Annotated in this window: 15 protein-coding genes; 8 read left to right on the top strand and 7 right to left on the bottom strand. The window is 71.9% G+C overall.

Annotation, left to right across the window (positions count from 1 at the left end; translation table 11 throughout):
* Nucleotides 1–8 precede the first annotated feature (8 nt).
* The gene (locus C4J65_RS12950) at nucleotides 9–446 is read right to left on the bottom strand and encodes a hypothetical protein (protein WP_115742555.1); all 438 of its coding nucleotides are present in this window, start codon (nucleotides 444–446) and stop codon (nucleotides 9–11) included.
* Between the two features lie 156 nt (nucleotides 447–602).
* Nucleotides 603–1475, bottom strand: coding sequence for a 16S rRNA (cytidine(1402)-2'-O)-methyltransferase (gene rsmI, locus C4J65_RS12955; protein ID WP_115746423.1), 873 nt, complete (start codon nucleotides 1473–1475; stop codon nucleotides 603–605).
* Nucleotides 1476–1595: 120 nt separating this feature from the next.
* Here rsmI and C4J65_RS12960 point away from each other — a divergent pair, with 120 nt between their 5' ends.
* Together C4J65_RS12960 and C4J65_RS12965 are read left to right on the top strand one after the other, a co-directional pair.
* A complete protein-coding gene (locus C4J65_RS12960) occupies nucleotides 1596–3341 on the top strand; it encodes a phospholipid carrier-dependent glycosyltransferase (protein ID WP_162833157.1) in 1746 nt (581 codons plus the stop codon).
* Nucleotides 3342–3705: 364 nt separating this feature from the next.
* Nucleotides 3706–4236: an SHOCT domain-containing protein gene (locus C4J65_RS12965; RefSeq protein ID WP_115742557.1), complete on the top strand. Its 531-nt coding sequence runs from the start codon at nucleotides 3706–3708 to the stop codon at nucleotides 4234–4236.
* Nucleotides 4237–4345: 109 nt separating this feature from the next.
* On the opposite strand, the gene C4J65_RS36600 is transcribed toward C4J65_RS12965, so the two are convergent.
* Nucleotides 4346–4792 carry a hypothetical protein gene (locus C4J65_RS36600; RefSeq protein WP_240330413.1) on the bottom strand — a complete coding sequence of 149 codons (447 nt, stop codon included), beginning with the start codon at nucleotides 4790–4792 and terminating at the stop codon, nucleotides 4346–4348.
* Between the two features lie 426 nt (nucleotides 4793–5218).
* On the opposite strand from C4J65_RS36600, the gene C4J65_RS12975 reads away from it, so the two are divergent.
* The gene (locus tag C4J65_RS12975; protein ID WP_115742558.1) at nucleotides 5219–6844 is read left to right on the top strand and encodes a penicillin-binding transpeptidase domain-containing protein; all 1626 of its coding nucleotides are present in this window, start codon (nucleotides 5219–5221) and stop codon (nucleotides 6842–6844) included.
* An 84-nt stretch (nucleotides 6845–6928) separates the two neighbouring features.
* A complete protein-coding gene (locus tag C4J65_RS12980; protein WP_205350999.1) occupies nucleotides 6929–8629 on the top strand; it encodes a penicillin-binding transpeptidase domain-containing protein in 1701 nt (566 codons plus the stop codon).
* 30 nt (nucleotides 8630–8659) lie between these two features.
* On the opposite strand, the gene C4J65_RS12985 is transcribed toward C4J65_RS12980, so the two are convergent.
* On the bottom strand, nucleotides 8660–9040 hold the full coding sequence (locus tag C4J65_RS12985) for an SsgA family sporulation/cell division regulator (protein WP_115742560.1): 381 nt from the start codon (nucleotides 9038–9040) through the stop codon (nucleotides 8660–8662).
* Between the two features lie 183 nt (nucleotides 9041–9223).
* On the opposite strand from C4J65_RS12985, the gene C4J65_RS12990 reads away from it, so the two are divergent.
* From C4J65_RS12990 to C4J65_RS13005, 4 genes are all read left to right on the top strand, one after another.
* A complete protein-coding gene (locus C4J65_RS12990) occupies nucleotides 9224–10294 on the top strand; it encodes an energy-coupling factor ABC transporter permease (protein WP_115742561.1) in 1071 nt (356 codons plus the stop codon).
* Nucleotide 10295: 1 nt separating this feature from the next.
* Nucleotides 10296–11057, top strand: a complete 762-nt coding sequence (gene cbiQ, locus C4J65_RS12995) for a cobalt ECF transporter T component CbiQ (RefSeq protein WP_115742562.1) — start codon at nucleotides 10296–10298, stop codon at nucleotides 11055–11057.
* Nucleotides 11045–11848: an ABC transporter ATP-binding protein gene (locus tag C4J65_RS13000; RefSeq protein WP_205351000.1), complete on the top strand. Its 804-nt coding sequence runs from the start codon at nucleotides 11045–11047 to the stop codon at nucleotides 11846–11848. Before cbiQ ends, C4J65_RS13000 begins: the two co-directional genes overlap by 13 nt.
* Before the next feature lie 89 nt (nucleotides 11849–11937).
* Nucleotides 11938–13146, top strand: a complete 1209-nt coding sequence (locus C4J65_RS13005; protein ID WP_162833570.1) for a serine hydrolase domain-containing protein — start codon at nucleotides 11938–11940, stop codon at nucleotides 13144–13146.
* 32 nt (nucleotides 13147–13178) lie between these two features.
* Here C4J65_RS13005 and C4J65_RS13010 read toward each other — a convergent pair whose 3' ends face one another.
* From C4J65_RS13010 to C4J65_RS13020, 3 genes are all read right to left on the bottom strand, one after another.
* Nucleotides 13179–13454 carry a DUF1876 domain-containing protein gene (locus C4J65_RS13010; protein ID WP_115746424.1) on the bottom strand — a complete coding sequence of 92 codons (276 nt, stop codon included), beginning with the start codon at nucleotides 13452–13454 and terminating at the stop codon, nucleotides 13179–13181.
* Nucleotides 13455–13528: 74 nt separating this feature from the next.
* A complete protein-coding gene (locus C4J65_RS13015) occupies nucleotides 13529–14374 on the bottom strand; it encodes a DMT family transporter (RefSeq protein ID WP_115742565.1) in 846 nt (281 codons plus the stop codon).
* Nucleotides 14371–14895, bottom strand: a complete 525-nt coding sequence (locus C4J65_RS13020) for a YbaK/EbsC family protein (RefSeq protein ID WP_115742566.1) — start codon at nucleotides 14893–14895, stop codon at nucleotides 14371–14373. Before C4J65_RS13020 ends, C4J65_RS13015 begins: the two co-directional genes overlap by 4 nt.
* Between the last annotated feature and the right edge of the window lie 114 nt (nucleotides 14896–15009).

The following is a 15009-nucleotide window of genomic DNA, read 5'->3' on the forward strand; positions in this document are numbered from 1 at the left end:
CGGTGGGGTCAGCTCGCCCTGCGGTGGAGGTGGAGGGAGTGCAGGAGGTCGGCCAGGTGCCAGTGCCGACGGGCACCGGACAGCCCCGGCGCCCCCGGTCCCGGCGCCTCGGGCACCAGCGGCACCTCGAGGGGGCCGGCCGGCGGCACCCGGTGGACGGTGTGGGTGGCGCCGCGCACGGAGGCCACCCGGCCCGGCCGCAGGATCCGTACGACGTGGCTGTCGCAGGTGGCGCAGCTCGGCCGGGTCAGCGGGGAGGGCACGATCCGGCCGTCCGCGACGTAGAGCACGAACTCGCGGCCGTCGGTGTCCGTGTGGTGCTCGATCTCGAACGACTGCTCCCAGCCGTGCCCGCAGCGCATGCAGGCGAAGGAGTACGACTCGTGGACGACGGCGGTGGCACCGGCACGCAATCCGGTCCGCACGGCGCTCTCACTCATGCTCATCCCGGCTCCTTGGTTCGTTCTGCTCCTTCCTCCAGTGGACTCCTCCACCAGCGGGAAAGCACCAGGCGCTGCCGAGTGTTTTAGCCGATTTGAGCTGTCCTTGGCAGGAGCGCCCGCAAGGTCAGGGACGGGTCAAGGGCGGCCCTACGGATCCCCTCAGATTCCCGCGTTCTTCGCCTCGTCCTTGGCCGCGTTCTTGGCCGCCACCACCGCGTCGAACACCTCCCGCTTGGGCACGCCCACCTGGGCGGCGACCGCGGCGATCGCCTCCTTGCGCCGCTCCCCCGCCTCCTCGCGCACCCGCACCCGGCGCACCAGCTCCTCGGCGCCGACCTCCTCGGGCCCCTTGTCCGGCGCCCCCTCCACGACGACGGTGATCTCGCCCCGCACCCCTTCACCGGCCCACTCGGCCAGCTCGCCCAGCCCTCCGCGCCTGACCTCCTCGTACGTCTTGGTCAGCTCCCGGCAGACGGCGGCCCGCCGGTCGGTGCCGAAGACCTCGGCCATGGCGGCGAGGGTGTCGTCGAGGCGGTGCGGGGCCTCGAAGTAGACGAGGGTCCGGCGCTCCTCGGCGACCTCGCGCAGCCGGGTCAGCCGCTCGCCGGCCTTGCGGGGCAGGAAGCCCTCGAAGCAGAACCGGTCGACCGGCAGCCCGGACAGGGCGAGCGCGGTCAGCACGGCGGACGGTCCGGGGACGGCGGTGACGCGCACGCCGCGCTCGACGGCGGCGGCGACCAGCCGGTACCCGGGGTCGGACACCGACGGCATCCCCGCGTCGGTGACCAGCAGCACCCGCGCCCCGCCGGCCAGCTCCTCCACCAGCTCGGGCGTACGGGCGGACTCGTTGCCCTCGAAGTACGACACGACACGCCCGGCGGGGGCGACGCCCAGCGCCTGGGTGAGCCGGCGCAGCCGCCGGGTGTCCTCGGCGGCGACGACGTCCGCGCCGGCCAGTTCCGCGGCGAGCCGGGGCGGGGCGTCCTGGACGTCGCCGATGGGAGTGCCCGCGAGTACAAGGGTTCCAGTCACGCCCCCATCCTCCCAGCCCTCCCGCAGTCCTCCCGGCCGGTCGTCCCGGAAGGGGAACGTATCCGCACCCGGGAGGGCCATGCACGGGACGTGCACAGCGCGGTTCCCTACGATGGCGCGGTGACCAGTACCGCGTCCTCCACGGACACCCTGCACGACCAGGCCCCGCACGACGAGCGGCCCACCTGGCAGCAGCGGCTGCGCCGCTTCGGCTATACGGCGGGGCCCGCGGCCGGCGACGTCCGCGACCGGCTGGTGCCGCCGTACACGAGCCCGAGCCCGCGCCTGTGGGCGTTCCTGGGCCTGTCGAAGCAGCTCGCCGACCGGATGATCCGCTGGTCGGCGTGGGGCGGGCCGCTGCTGGTGGCGCTGCTCGCGGGGGTGCTGCGGTTCTGGAACCTGGGCAGCCCGAAGGCGGTGATATTCGACGAGACGTACTACGCCAAGGACGCGTGGGCGCTGATCCACCGCGGCTTCGAGGTCAACTGGGACAAGAACGCCAACGACCTCATCCTGAACTCGGGCGGCGACGTCCCGATCCCGACCGACGCGGCGTACGTCGTCCACCCGCCGGTCGGCAAGTACGTCATCGGCCTCGGGGAACTGCTGTTCGGCTTCGACCCGTTCGGCTGGCGCTTCATGACGGCGCTGCTCGGCACGCTGTCGGTGCTGCTGCTGTGCCGGATCGGCCGCCGCCTGTTCCGCTCGACGTTCCTGGGGTGCCTGGCGGGTGCCCTGATGGCGCTGGACGGCCTGCACTTCGTGATGAGCCGCACCGCGCTGCTGGACAGCGTGCTGATGTTCTTCGTGCTGGCCGCCTTCGGCTGCCTGGTCGTGGACCGCGACAGAGCCCGCGCCCGGCTCGCCGCCGCGCTCCCGGTGGACGACGACGGCCGCGTCCGCCCCGACGCGCACGTCGCGGAGACCCTTCGCCTCGGGTGGCGCCCCTGGCGTCTGGCGGCGGGCCTGATGCTGGGCCTGGCGGCGGCCACCAAGTGGAACGGCCTGTACATCATGGCGGCCTTCTGCGTGATGGCCGTGCTGTGGGACGTCGGCTCCCGCCGCGTAGCGGGCGCCCACCGCCCCTACCGCGCCGTACTCCGCCACGACCTGGGCTGGGCCTTCCTCTCCACCGTCCCGGTCGCCCTGGCCACGTACCTCCTGTCCTGGCTCGGCTGGATCCTCTCCCCCTCCGACGGCACCGGCGGCTACTACCGCGACTGGGCGACGAAGGACGGCGCGAACAGCTCCTGGTCGTGGCTCTTCCCCGACTGGTGGCGCAGCCTGTGGCACTACGAGACCCAGGTGCTGGAGTTCCACACCCACCTGACCTCGCCGCACACCTACCAGTCGAACCCCTGGAGCTGGCTCGTCCTGGGCCGTCCGGTCTCCTACTTCTACGAGTCCCCGTCGGCGGGCTCGGACGGCTGCCCGGTGGACGCGGGCGAGAAGTGCGCCCGCGAGGTCCTGGCCCTGGGCACCCCCCTCCTGTGGTGGGTGGGCTGCTTCGCCCTGCTGTACGTCCTGTGGCGCTGGCTCTTCCGCCGCGACTGGCGCGCGGGCGCCATCGCCTGCGGCGTCGCCGCCGGCTACCTCCCCTGGTTCATGTACCAGGAGCGCACGATCTTCCTCTTCTACGCCGTGGTCTTCCTCCCCTTCCTCTGCCTGGCGGTGGCGATGCTCCTGGGGGCGATCATCGGCCGCCCGGGCTGCAGCGACACCCGCAGAGTGGCGGGCGCGACGGGAGCGGGCGTCCTGGTGCTCCTCATCGCGTGGAACTTCATCTACTTCTGGCCCCTGTACACGGGCACGGCGATCCCGATGGAGGAGTGGCGGGCCCGGATGTGGCTCGATACGTGGGTCTAGCTGGGCAGGATCCGCGCTTGGCACTTGTGATAGCGCCGCTCGGCGAACATGAAGCGCAGCAGCATCACCACTGCTTCCCCGGCGTAACCCTGCCCCGGTGATCGGTTCCCACCGTGACGCCGTACTCGAACCAGCCCGCACGCGGATCAGCGTGGTACGAGCCGACGCCGCCGGCTGTTTCCCCCGTGGCGACCGCTTCGACGGCCAGCACGAGGCAGCCGTCTTCCGGACTTGGCAACGGCCTGTTCCTTCGCCCGGCCGACCGGGGGGGTATCGCCGCCGGTTTCGTACAACCTTCACCTACAGATGCGTGTCTGGTTGTACGCGGCATGTACCACGCCGTACTGACCCCAGGAGCACCTGCATGTCCAGCGACGCACTGATGACCTTCAAGAGCCACATCGAAGGCAAGAACGCCGATGTGACCATCTATCACGACCGGGTCGAGTGGGCCCGGAGCGGCATGAGCGCCAAGAAGCTCACGGCGGGCTTCCTGACCGGTGGCGCATCGCTCCTCGCCACGGGGGTCCGTAGCTCCAAAGCAGGCACCGAGATGATTCCGGTCAAGAGCATCTCCAGCGTGGTGACGAAGCGGGACGGCCTGCTCTACACCAAGGTGGTCGTGGTGGCTTCGGGCAACACGATCGACTTCCGAGTCCCGCACGACTCGGCTCCCGCCGTCAAGGCGCTCCTCACCGACTTGGTACTCGGGAAGGTTCCTGCACCTGGCCAGGCCCCTTCGGTCGCAACTCGCCCGGTTCAGGAGGCGGCCCCCTCGCCGCAGACGAGTACGCCTGTCGAGCAGCTGCGGCAACTGGCGGAGTTGCGAGACGCGGGGATCCTGTCGGAGGAAGAGTTCCTGACCAAGAAGACAGAGATCCTCGCCCGCATGTGATGCACGAGGGGACGGCTCCCGGCCCGGATTTCCGGTCGGGGGCCCATCGCCTGACGCCGACGGTCGGCAACGACTCACCGCCAAGTTCGCGACGCCCCGCGGCCAGAGACTACCGACGGACAGCGCGCCGCTTTGCACACAACCAGGTCACCGCGGTCGTCAGCGCAGGAATGGCGAACAGCCGGGCGACGGTGAAGGCCCGGACGATCTCTGCCGTACCGCTCGACAGGTACGTCTGGCTCTCGGCGGTGCGAGTGACCACGAGTTGCCACAGTGCCACCAGGACCAGGACGCCCGAGGCGGTCCAGGCCAACGGGGCGGGGACCCCGGGGCGCAACGGCCGCCACCGGTCGCTGACGAGCAGCAGCGGAGACAGCGCGGCCAGCTCGGCAAGAACCTGCCGTGTGCGTTCAGCCCCCTCGCCGCGCTTGGCCGGGGCGCTGACCGTCTCCGCCAGCCGGTCGAGCCAGGCCCGCAAGCTCATCCCTTCGGCTTCGGCAACGGAGGCAAGCCGGTCGCGCGTCTCGGACCGGGCTCGGATGGTGGCGTCTGACACGAGCGGCCGCTTCCTGCGCGTAGCGCTGTCCTCCGGGTTCAGCAGGTCAGCGCCGAGTTGGAGAAGAACCCGACGCTGGGACGACGGGCACGCAGCGCCGTCGGGAGTATGTAGCTCTACACCAACCGCGTCGTAGGCACCGCCACGCGTCCGGCCCTCACCGTGACCTACGTCTATGACGCGCCTCCTCCCGAACCCGGCCTGGTCCGCGTCGCTCTCGTCTCCCCCGCCCATTTCTCGGGTGGCGAGACCGGGGTCTGACCGCCGCGCCCTCTTGTCCAGAACGCACCGCCCTCGATCTCCTTTAGGCCACCAAACGGAAACACCCGTACCGCTCGTCACCCCCTGCGCATAGGGTGCAACCACAACTGCTTCTGAACGCGTTCAAGAAGGCGGGCGGAAGGTCTGACGGGGAGGGGACTGCCGATGGGCAGGGGGGTCAAGGTTGCCGTCATAGGCGGGGTGTTCGCCGTGATGGTGGGCGGTGCCGGGTACGGCGCCTACAACGTGGTGTCGGCGCTGGACGGGGGCGGCGGGTCGTCCGGGTCGGAGACCAAGAGCGGGCCGCCGGACAAGGACGAGGTCGCGGAGACCAGCGAGAAGTTCTTCACGGCCTGGGAGAAGGGCGACGCGACGACCGCCGCGTCGTACACCGACAACGCCTCGATCGCCGGGACGCTGCTGACCGCCTACGGCGAGGACGCGCACATCAGCGGCGTCGAGATCACGCCGGGCACGGCGGCCGGTACCGCCGTGCCGTTCACGGTGAAGGCGAAGGTGTCCTACGAGGGCACCACCAAGCCGCTCAGTTACAAGAGCACGCTGACCGTGGTGCGCGGGGAGACCAGTGGGCGGGCGCTGGTGGACTGGCAGCCGTCCGTCGTCCACCCGGACCTGAAGGACGGGGACACCCTGGTCACCGCGGAGTCGGCGACGCCGCAGATCCAGGCCGTCGGGCGGGACGGTGCCGTGCTGACGAAGGAGAAGTACCCCTCGCTCGGGCCGGTCCTCGCCACGCTGCGGGAGCGGTACGGCTCGAAGGCCGGTGGCACTCCCGGTGTCGAGCTGGCGGTGCGGCACGCGGCCGCGGACGCGCCGGACACCCCGCTGCTGACGCTGACCGAGGGGGAGCCCGGGAAGCTCGAGACGACGCTCAGCGCGAGCATGCAGGCCGCCGCCGAGAAGGCGGTGAAGCGGTACGGCGAGTCCTCCGTGGTCGCCGTGAAGCCCAGCACCGGAGAGGTGCTGGCCGTGGCGAACAACCGTCAGGACGGGTTCAACGCCGCGTTCCAGGGCAAGGTCGCCCCGGGCTCCACCATGAAGATCATCACCGCCGCCATGCTCATCGACAACGGCGTGACCTCGATGAACGGCCCCGCGCCCTGCACGGACACCGCGGTCTGGAAGAGTCAGACCTTCCACAACATCACCAGCATGAAGCCCAACGAGAGCGCCACGCTCGCCAACACCTTCATGCGCTCCTGCAACACCGGCTTCATCAAGCTCGTCGACGAGGAGCCGCTCACCGACTCCTCGCTGACCCAGGAGGCCCAGGAGCGCTTCGGGCTCGGGCAGGACAACTGGCAGACCGGCATCGTCTCCTTCGACGGGAGCGTCCCCGCCTCCGGCGGCCCGGACCGCGCGGCCAACGCCATCGGGCAGGGCCAGGTGCAGATGAACCCGCTGAACATGGCCTCGGTCACCGCGACCGCCATCACCGGTGAGTTCCGCCAGCCGTACCTGGTGCCGTTCGACCTGGACGACCGGGACCCGGCCACCGCCAAGGGGCTGCCGCAGGGCACCGCCTCGCAGCTCAAGCAGATGATGAGGCTCACCGCCACCCAGGGCACCGCCGTCAACGCCATGTCCGGGCTCGGCGGCGACATCGGCGCCAAGACCGGGTCGGCCGAGGTCGACGGGCAGGCGGTCTCGAACGCCTGGTTCACCGGTTTCCGCGACGACGTCGCGGCGGCGGCCATGACCGAGGAGGGCGGCCACGGCGGCGACGCGGCCGGACCGATCGTCGCAGATGTGCTACGAGTCGGCGGCTGACACCGGACGGCGGCCACGATGCCCCTACTGTGGTCGCCGTCGTAAGCAGCAACCGGCACCGAACGCACCGAGGAACGGGACGCAGTGGGCAGCAGAAGGGGCGCCGCCGAGCGGCGCAGGACGAAACCCGCCGTGATCGGCAGTGTGGCCGCCGTGGTCGTGGCCGGTGCCGGGTTCGGTGCCTACGCGATGTACGGCGGCGGGGCCGACGGCGAGGACAGTGCGCGCACGAAGTCCGCGGCGGCCCCGGAGAACGTGAAGTCGGGCCCGCTGACGGCGGCCGAGGTCACCTCGACCGCCCAGCGGTTCCTGACCGCCTGGCAGCAGGGCGACGTGGCCGGCGCCGCCGCCGCGACCGACGACGCCGAGGCCGCGAAGGCGCTGCTGGCCGGCTACACCAAGGACGCCCGCATCAAGGACGCCACCTTCACCGCGGGCACCCCCGCCGGGGAGAAGGTCCCCTTCTCCGTCAAGGCCACGGTCGCCTACGAGAAGGCGGTCGAGCCGCTGGCGTACGACAGCGCGCTGACCGTCGTCCGCCGGGACGGGGACGGCGAGCCCCGGGTCGACTGGCACGCGGCCGTCGTGCACCCGGAGTTGAGGGACGGCGACAAGCTGGTGACCGGGAAGGCCGGTGATCCGCCGGTCAAGGCGCTGGACCGGAACGGCGCGGAGATCACCGCCGCCAAGTACCCGTCCCTCGGCACCGTCCTGGACGGCCTGCGCGACAAGTACGGCAAGAAGGCCGGCGGCACCCCCGGCGTCGAGCTGCGTGCGGTACGCGGGAAGAGCACCGAGGACGGCAAGGGTGCGAAGGAGTCCGGGGCCGGTGAAGCCGCCGACAAGACGCTGCTGGAGCTGAGCAAGGGCACTCCCGGCACCCTCAAGACGACGCTCGACCCCGCCCTCCAGGCCGCCGCCGAGAAGCAGGTGGACGGCAAGAAGGGGGCGTCGGTGGTGCTGCTGCGCGCCTCCACCGGCGAGGTCCTCGCGGTCGCCAACGGCGGACACGGCTTCAACACCGCTTTCCTGGGCTCGCTCGCGCCCGGCTCCACGATGAAGGTCATCACCGCCTCGATGCTGCTCGAGAAGGACCTGGCGTCGGTGAACGAGAAGCACCCGTGCCCGAAGTACTTCGAATACGGCGGGTGGAAGTTCCAGAACGACGACAAGTTCGAGATCAAGGACGGCACCTTCAAGGCGAGCTTCGCCCGCTCCTGCAACACCGCCTTCATCAGCCAGGCCCCCGAGCTGAAGGACGACGACCTGACCAGGCAGGCGAAGGAGGTCTTCGGCCTGTCCATGAACAACTGGTCGGTCGGCGTGTCCACCTTCGACGGCAGGGTGCCGGTGCAGAGCAAGGCCCAGATGGCCGCGTCCCTCATCGGCCAGGGCGGGGTGCGGATGAACCCGCTGAACATGGCGTCGGTCTCGGCGACCGTGAAGTCGGGCAGTTTCCACCAGCCGTACCTGGTCGCCCCGTCGGTCGACGGGCGGGCGCTCGCCACGGCCTCCCGCACGATGTCGGGCGAGACGCTCGGCGCGCTGCGCGAGCTGATGTCCTACACGGCGGCGTACGGCACCGCGGCGGAAGCCATGGCCGGGGTCGGCGGTGACGTGGGTGCCAAGACCGGCTCGGCGGAGGTCGACGGGCAGGAGAAGCCCAACGGCTGGTTCACGGCGTACCGGGGAGACCTGGCGGCGGCGGGCGTGGTCCAGCAGGGCGGGCACGGCGGCGACACCGCGGGCCCGATCGTCGCGGCGCTCCTCAAGGCGGGTGGCTGAAGGCTCCGCGTGCGTGGCCGGTGGCCCGGCTCAGTGGGCCACCGGCTGCGCGGTCGCCGCGTAGGTGCGGCGCAGGAAGCGGATGAGGGCCTTGTTCTCGAACTGGACCACCGAACAGCCCTGCGGGGAGTGGAACTCGACCACGGCCTGCACCCGGCCGCACGGCCACACCCGCACCTCGCCGCTCCCGGCGGGCGCGCGCAGGCCCTGTTCCAGCAGTTCGCGGGGGAAGGTCCACTCGCGGGCGCGGGACGCGCGGCCGCCCGGCCCGGGCAGGGCGACGCACACCAGCGAGGGGCCGAGTCCGGGGTCGTAGCGCAGGACGACGGGTATCGCTCCGCCGTCGTCCTGGTCGGGGAGATCCCCGTCCGTGAGGATGTGGGCTCGCGCGTACTGTTCGACTACGGACATGGGGTCGCCCCTTACGCTCTGCCACCTGTGTTGAAGCTGTGGGTCCACCCCCACTCCAATGTCCCATATTTCCCGGCTCACGCCCTGCGAGCCGGATACCACATGTGATATCGACCCCATCGGGACTGGCGGCCTTTACCTCGCTCTTGCGAATGAGTTGCAACTGGTCTCTATCATCGAACCGTGCATGTACCTGACGGATTCATCAACGCCCCTACCTCCGCCGTGACCGGAGTCGTCGCCGCGGGCGCCATCGCGGTCAGCCTGCGCGGCGCGCGCCGTGAACTGGACGAGCGGACGGCGCCGCTGGCGGGGCTGGTGGCGGCGTTCATCTTCGCGGTGCAGATGCTGAACTTCCCGGTCGCGGCCGGGACCAGCGGGCATCTGCTCGGCGGCGCGCTGGCCGCCATCCTCGTCGGGCCCTACACCGGCGTGCTGTGTGTCTCCGTCGTCCTGCTGATGCAGGGCATCCTCTTCGCCGACGGCGGTCTGACCGCGCTCGGCGTGAACATCACCGACATGGCGATCGTCACCACGGTCGTCGCCTACGCCCTCTTCCGGGGCCTGGTGAAGGTGCTGCCGCGCACCCGCCGCTCGGTCACCGTCGCCTCCTTTGTCGCCGCGCTCGTCTCCGTCCCGGCCGCCGCCCTCGCCTTCACGTTCCTGTACTGGATCGGCGGCACCACCGACGTCTCCATGGGCAAGGTCGCCACCGCGATGATCGGCGTGCACGTGCTGATCGGCATCGGCGAGGCCGCGATCACCGCGCTGACCGTCGGCGCCGTCATCGCCGTACGCCCGGACCTGGTGTACGGGGCGCGCGGGCTGCAGCAGCGGCTCAAGCTGCGGGTCAACGGCGAGCTGGTCGACGCCCCCTCCGACGTCCCGTCCGGCGCCGCACCGGCCCCCGCGCCCGTCGCCGCCCGTTCGCATCGCACGGTGTGGATCACCGGCCTAGTCGCCTCCCTGGTCCTGGCCGGCTTCGTGAGCTTCTACGCCTCCGCCGACCCCGACGGCCTGGAGAAGGTCGCCTCCGACAAGGGCATCGACGAGAAGGCCGAGGAGCACGCCGCCGCCGACTCGCCGCTCGCCGACTACGGCGTCAAGGACATCACCGACGCCCGGGTCTCCGGCGGCCTCGCGGGCGTGATCGGCGTCGGCGTCACCGTCGTCGCGGGCAGCGCCGTGTTCTGGGCGGTGCGCAGGCGCCGCAGCGACGACGCGTCGCCGGCCAGCACGGAAACGACCCTCTGACGTGGGCGCGGGTCACGCTCATCGGCTCTACCGGCACGGCCACTCCCCCGTGCACGGCCTGCCGCCGCACACCAAGCTCGCCGCGACCTTCGCGTTCGTGGTCGTCGTGGTGTCGACGCCGCGCGAGGCGATGTGGGCCTTCGGCCTGTACGCGCTGCTGCTCGTCGCCGTGGCGTACGCGGCCCGGGTCCCGGCGGGCTTCCTGCTCAAGCGGCTGCTGATCGAGGTGCCGTTCGTCGCGTTCGCGGTGCTCATGCCGTTCGTGGCCGAGGGCGAGCGGGTCGAGGTGCTCGGCCTGTCCCTGAGCGTCAACGGCCTGTGGGGTGCCTGGAACGTCCTGGCCAAGGGCACCCTGGGCGTCGCCGCATCCGTACTCCTCGCCTCCACGACCGAGCTGCGGGAACTCCTCCTCGGTCTCCAGCGGCTGAGGCTGCCGCCGTTGCTGGTGCAGATCGCGTCGTTCATGATCCGGTACGGCGACGTGATCGCGGACGAGATGCGGCGGATGCGGATCGCCCGGGAGTCGCGCGGGTTCGAGGCGAAGGGCGTACGGCACTGGGGCGTGCTCGCGAAATCGGCGGGGGCGCTGTTCATCCGTTCCTACGAACGCGGCGAACGCGTCCATCTGGCCATGGTCAGCCGCGGGTACGCCGGCTCGATGCCGGTGATCGACGAGGTGACCGCGTCCCGGGCGCAGTGGTCGTACGCGCTGGCCCTCCCGTGTGCGGCGCTCGTCGTGTGTCTGCTGGGATGGACCCTGTGACCGACCCAGTGACAGACCCCGCGTCCGACCCCGTGACCGACGCGCCCGCCTCCGTCGACGTCTCCGGCCTCGCCTTCGCCTACCCCGACGGGCACCAGGCGCTGTTCGGCGTGGACTTCTCCGTCGCGCGCGGCGAGCGGGTCGCGCTGCTCGGCCCGAACGGAGCGGGCAAGACGACGCTCGTGCTCCACCTCAACGGCATCCTGACCGGCGGCACCGGCACGGTCACGGTCGCCGGGCTGCCGGTGGACAAGCGGAACATGGCGGAGATCAGGCGCCGGGTCGGCATCGTCTTCCAGGACCCCGACGACCAGTTGTTCATGCCGACCGTGCGCGAGGACGTGGCGTTCGGACCGGCGGCGGCCGGGATGAAGGGGGCGGAGCTGGAGGCCTGTGTGGACCGGGCGCTCACGCTGGTCGGCATGGCGGAGTTCAGGGACCGGCCGCCGCACCACCTCTCCTTCGGCCAGCGGCGCCGGGTGGCGGTGGCGACCGTGCTCGCCATGGAGCCGGAGATCCTGGTCCTGGACGAGCCCTCCTCCAACCTCGACCCGGCCTCCCGCCGCGAACTCGCCGACATCCTGCGCTCCCTGGACGTCACGGTCCTGATGGTCACCCACGACCTGCCCTACGCCCTGGAGCTGTGCCCCCGCGCCCTGATCCTCAGCGACGGCGTGATCGCGGCGGACGGACCGACCGCGGAGCTGCTGTCCGACGACGCCCTGATGCGCGCCCACCGCCTGGAGCTGCCCTTCGGCTTCGACCCGCGGTCGGTGTCGGCGAGCGGGTGAGGAATCGCGGACGGCCGGTGGCGGTTGCACCCACTGTCGCGGGCGATCGGAAAGGGCGCGGGAAAATGAACGGGGACGCGGACGTGAGTGTGAGCGTGCACGGCTCGGTGGCCGAGGGCTTCGAGCCGGTGAGGGACGCGTTCGCACGGAACTTCACCGCGCTCGGCGAGCGGGGCGCGGCCGTCGCCGTCTACCGGGACGGGCGCAAGGTCGTCGACCTGTGGGGCGGTACCAGGGACGTCGACGGCACCGCCGGCAGCGAGCCGTGGCGTCGCGGCACCGCCCAGGTGGTCCGCTCGGCGACCAAGGGCGTCGCCGCCGCCGTACCGCTGCTGCTGCACCGGCGCGGGGAGCTGGACCTGGACGCGCCGGTGGGCGAGTACTGGCCGGAGTTCAAGGCGCACGGCAAGGAGCGGGTGCTGGTCCGGCACGTGCTGAACCATCGGGCCGGGCTGCCGGTCCTGGACCGTCCGCTCACCCCCGAGGACGCCCTGGACCCGCTGCGGGGCCCCGCGGCCGTCGCCGCGCAGGCGCCCGTCTGGGAGCCTGGCACCGACCACGGCTACCACGCGCTGACCTACGGCTGGCTGCTCGACGAACTGGTCCGCCGGGTGACGGGCGGGCGCGGCGCCGGACGGTGGATCGCGGACGAGATCGCCCGCCCGCTCGGCCTGGACCTGTGGGTGGGGCTGCCCGCGGCGGAGGAGGCCGCGGGAAGGGCCGGTCGTGTCGGGCGCCTCGACGATCCCGAGCCGTCGGGGCCCGGGAACGGCCCGCGGCTGCGCCCCAAGCGCTCGGTCACCGAGGCGTACGACAACCCGGAGTCCCTCACCCGCCGCGCGTTCGCCGCGATCACCCCGTTCCCCGACCAGAACGACCCGGTGTACCGCGCGGCCGCGCTGCCGGCCGCCAACGGCATCGCGACGGCCGACGGCCTGGCCCGCTTCTACGCGGCGCTGATCGGCGAGGTCGACGGCGTGACGCGCGGCGTACGGCTGTTCGACCCGGAGACCATGGAGCTGGCCCGCGCCGAGGAGTCCGCCGGTCCCGACCGGATCCTGGTCGTGGGCACCCGGTTCGGCCTCGGCTACATGCTGCACGGCAGCGCGTCCCCGTTCCTGGCCCCCGGTTCCTTCGGCCACCCGGGCCGCGGCGGCTCCCTGGGCTTCGCCGACCCGGAGACCGGCATCGCCCTGGGCTACGTCACCAACGGCTTCCGCAAGACCGTGACGGCGGACCCGCGGGCGCAGGCGCTGGTCCGGGCGGTACGCGCCTCGCTCGCCCGGGGCCCGTCCTGAGGGCGGACCCCGGACCTGGTGCGGACCTGGATTCAGACGTGGATGGGGTGTGAGGTCCGCCCGGACGCCGCGTCGATCTCGTCGTGGGCCTTGGTGAGCAGCTGCATCGCCAGCTCGTTCAACGCCCGTGCGCCCGCGACCTCCTCACCGACCCGTGGCTGCCGGGAGTCGATCCGGTGACGGCTGGCGTGGCCGTGCGCGCGGACCTCGGTGCCGTCGGGGAGCCGCACCATCGCGACCGCCCGCGTGTGCTGGTCGTCCTCCGTGAACTCCAGCTCGACATGCCATCCCACTGTGGTGTGCATCATGACGATCACCTCCGGAACACCTTCTTCCAGGGTGCGCCTCGCGACGGCCGTACGCACCATCCCGGCCCTCGCGGCTACCCGGTGCGCAGCATCAGCCCGATCCCGACGACCAGGAGGTCGGCCGCCGCGATCCGGGGCGCGCCGAACCGCTCCTTGAAGAACAGGGCCCCTATCGCGGCGCCGACCAGGATGGACGACTCGCGCAGGGCGGCGATGGGCGCGAGTTCGGCGCGGGTCTGCGCCCACAGGACCAGGGCGTAGGCGGTGACGGACAGTACCGCGCCGACCAGTCCGAGGCCGGCCCGCGGGCGCAGCAGGGCCCAGGCCCCGGCACGGTGCCGGTACAGGAAGTACGCGGGCAGGACCGTGCCCTGCACCGCCATCAGCCAGGCGATGTAGCCGAGGGAGGACCCGGAGGCGCGTACGCCGAGGCCGTCGACGACCGTGTACGCCGCGATGGTCACGCCGGTCGCCAGGGCGGCGCCGATGGCCGCCCAGTCGGGCCGGCGTCCGCGCAGCCCCCACAGGGCGACGCCGGTCAGCCCCGCGCAGGAGACCAGGATGCCCCCGGTGGCCCAGCCGTCCGGCACCTCGTGGGCGAAGACGGCGGCGAGGACGGTGACCAGCAGCGGCGCACTGCCGCGGGCGATCGGGTAGGCCTGGCCGAAGTCGCCCAGCCGGAAGGACCGCATGAGCAGGGCGTAGTACGCGATGTGGATGGCGGCGGAGACCAGGAGGTACGGCCAGGCACCGGCCGCCGGGAACGCCGTGAACGGCAGCAGCGCGAGCCCGATGAGCATCCCGCCGCCGGAGATCAGCGCGAACCCGGTCAGCTTGTCGGTGATCCGGTGGGCGATGGCGTTCCAGCTGGCGTGGGTGACCGCCGCGAGCAGGACGGCGGCGGTGACCAGCGGCGTCACTCGGAGCGCTCGCGCACGTCCGCGAGGGTGGCGCCGGCGGTGGCGACGAGGTCCTTGGGCTCCATCGGGAAGACGGCGTACGGGGTGCCGGCGGCGGCCCAGACGACGTCGTGGGCGAGCAGGGACCGGTCGGCGAGCACCCGGGTCCTGGTCCGGTGCCCGAAGGGCGGCACCCCGCCGATCGCGTATCCGGTCGTCTCCCGTACGACGTCGGCCTTGGCCCGGGTGACCTTCTCGGCACCGAGTTCCTCGCGGACCCGGTCCAGGTCGACACGGGAGGCGCCGTCCATGAGGACCAGTACGGGCACGCCGTCGGCGGCGAAGATGAGCGACTTGCAGATCTGGCTCAGTTCGCAGCCGATGGCGGCGGCGGCCTCGGCGGCGGTGCGCGTGGCCTCCGGGAAGCGCCGGGCCCGTCCGGCCAGGTCGGCGAGGCCCAGTTCACCGAGGGCGGCGGCGAAGCGCGGGTGGGCGGCGGAGGCGTCGGGGGCGGAGTCGGAGGCGTCGTCGGTCGTCGTCATGGACCGCACCGTAGCGGTACGTGTAGCTGACAGGCGACCGGGTTGCGGGGCCGTCGGGTGCCCCGGAACGGAGGAAGCCGGTGAGGGCAGCCCCGTCCCCACGGAGCCCTCACC

This window comes from Streptomyces sp. CB09001 (assembly GCF_003369795.1).
In the GTDB taxonomy this organism is placed as follows: Bacteria; Actinomycetota; Actinomycetes; order Streptomycetales; family Streptomycetaceae; genus Streptomyces.

What these genes read in the sequence shown, in the direction of transcription:
- C4J65_RS12965 (WP_115742557.1), top strand. Translation starts at nt 3,706, where the DNA reads ATGTCCAGCGACGCACTGATGACCTTCAAGAGCCACATCGAAGGCAAG.
- C4J65_RS13010 (WP_115746424.1), bottom strand. Translation starts at nt 13,454, where the DNA reads ATGATGCACACCACAGTGGGATGGCATGTCGAGCTGGAGTTCACGGAG.
- C4J65_RS13000 (WP_205351000.1), top strand. Translation starts at nt 11,045, where the DNA reads ATGGACCCTGTGACCGACCCAGTGACAGACCCCGCGTCCGACCCCGTG.
- C4J65_RS12975 (WP_115742558.1), top strand. Translation starts at nt 5,219, where the DNA reads ATGGGCAGGGGGGTCAAGGTTGCCGTCATAGGCGGGGTGTTCGCCGTG.
- C4J65_RS12950 (WP_115742555.1), bottom strand. Translation starts at nt 446, where the DNA reads ATGAGCATGAGTGAGAGCGCCGTGCGGACCGGATTGCGTGCCGGTGCC.
- C4J65_RS13020 (WP_115742566.1), bottom strand. Translation starts at nt 14,895, where the DNA reads ATGACGACGACCGACGACGCCTCCGACTCCGCCCCCGACGCCTCCGCC.
- C4J65_RS12985 (WP_115742560.1), bottom strand. Translation starts at nt 9,040, where the DNA reads ATGTCCGTAGTCGAACAGTACGCGCGAGCCCACATCCTCACGGACGGG.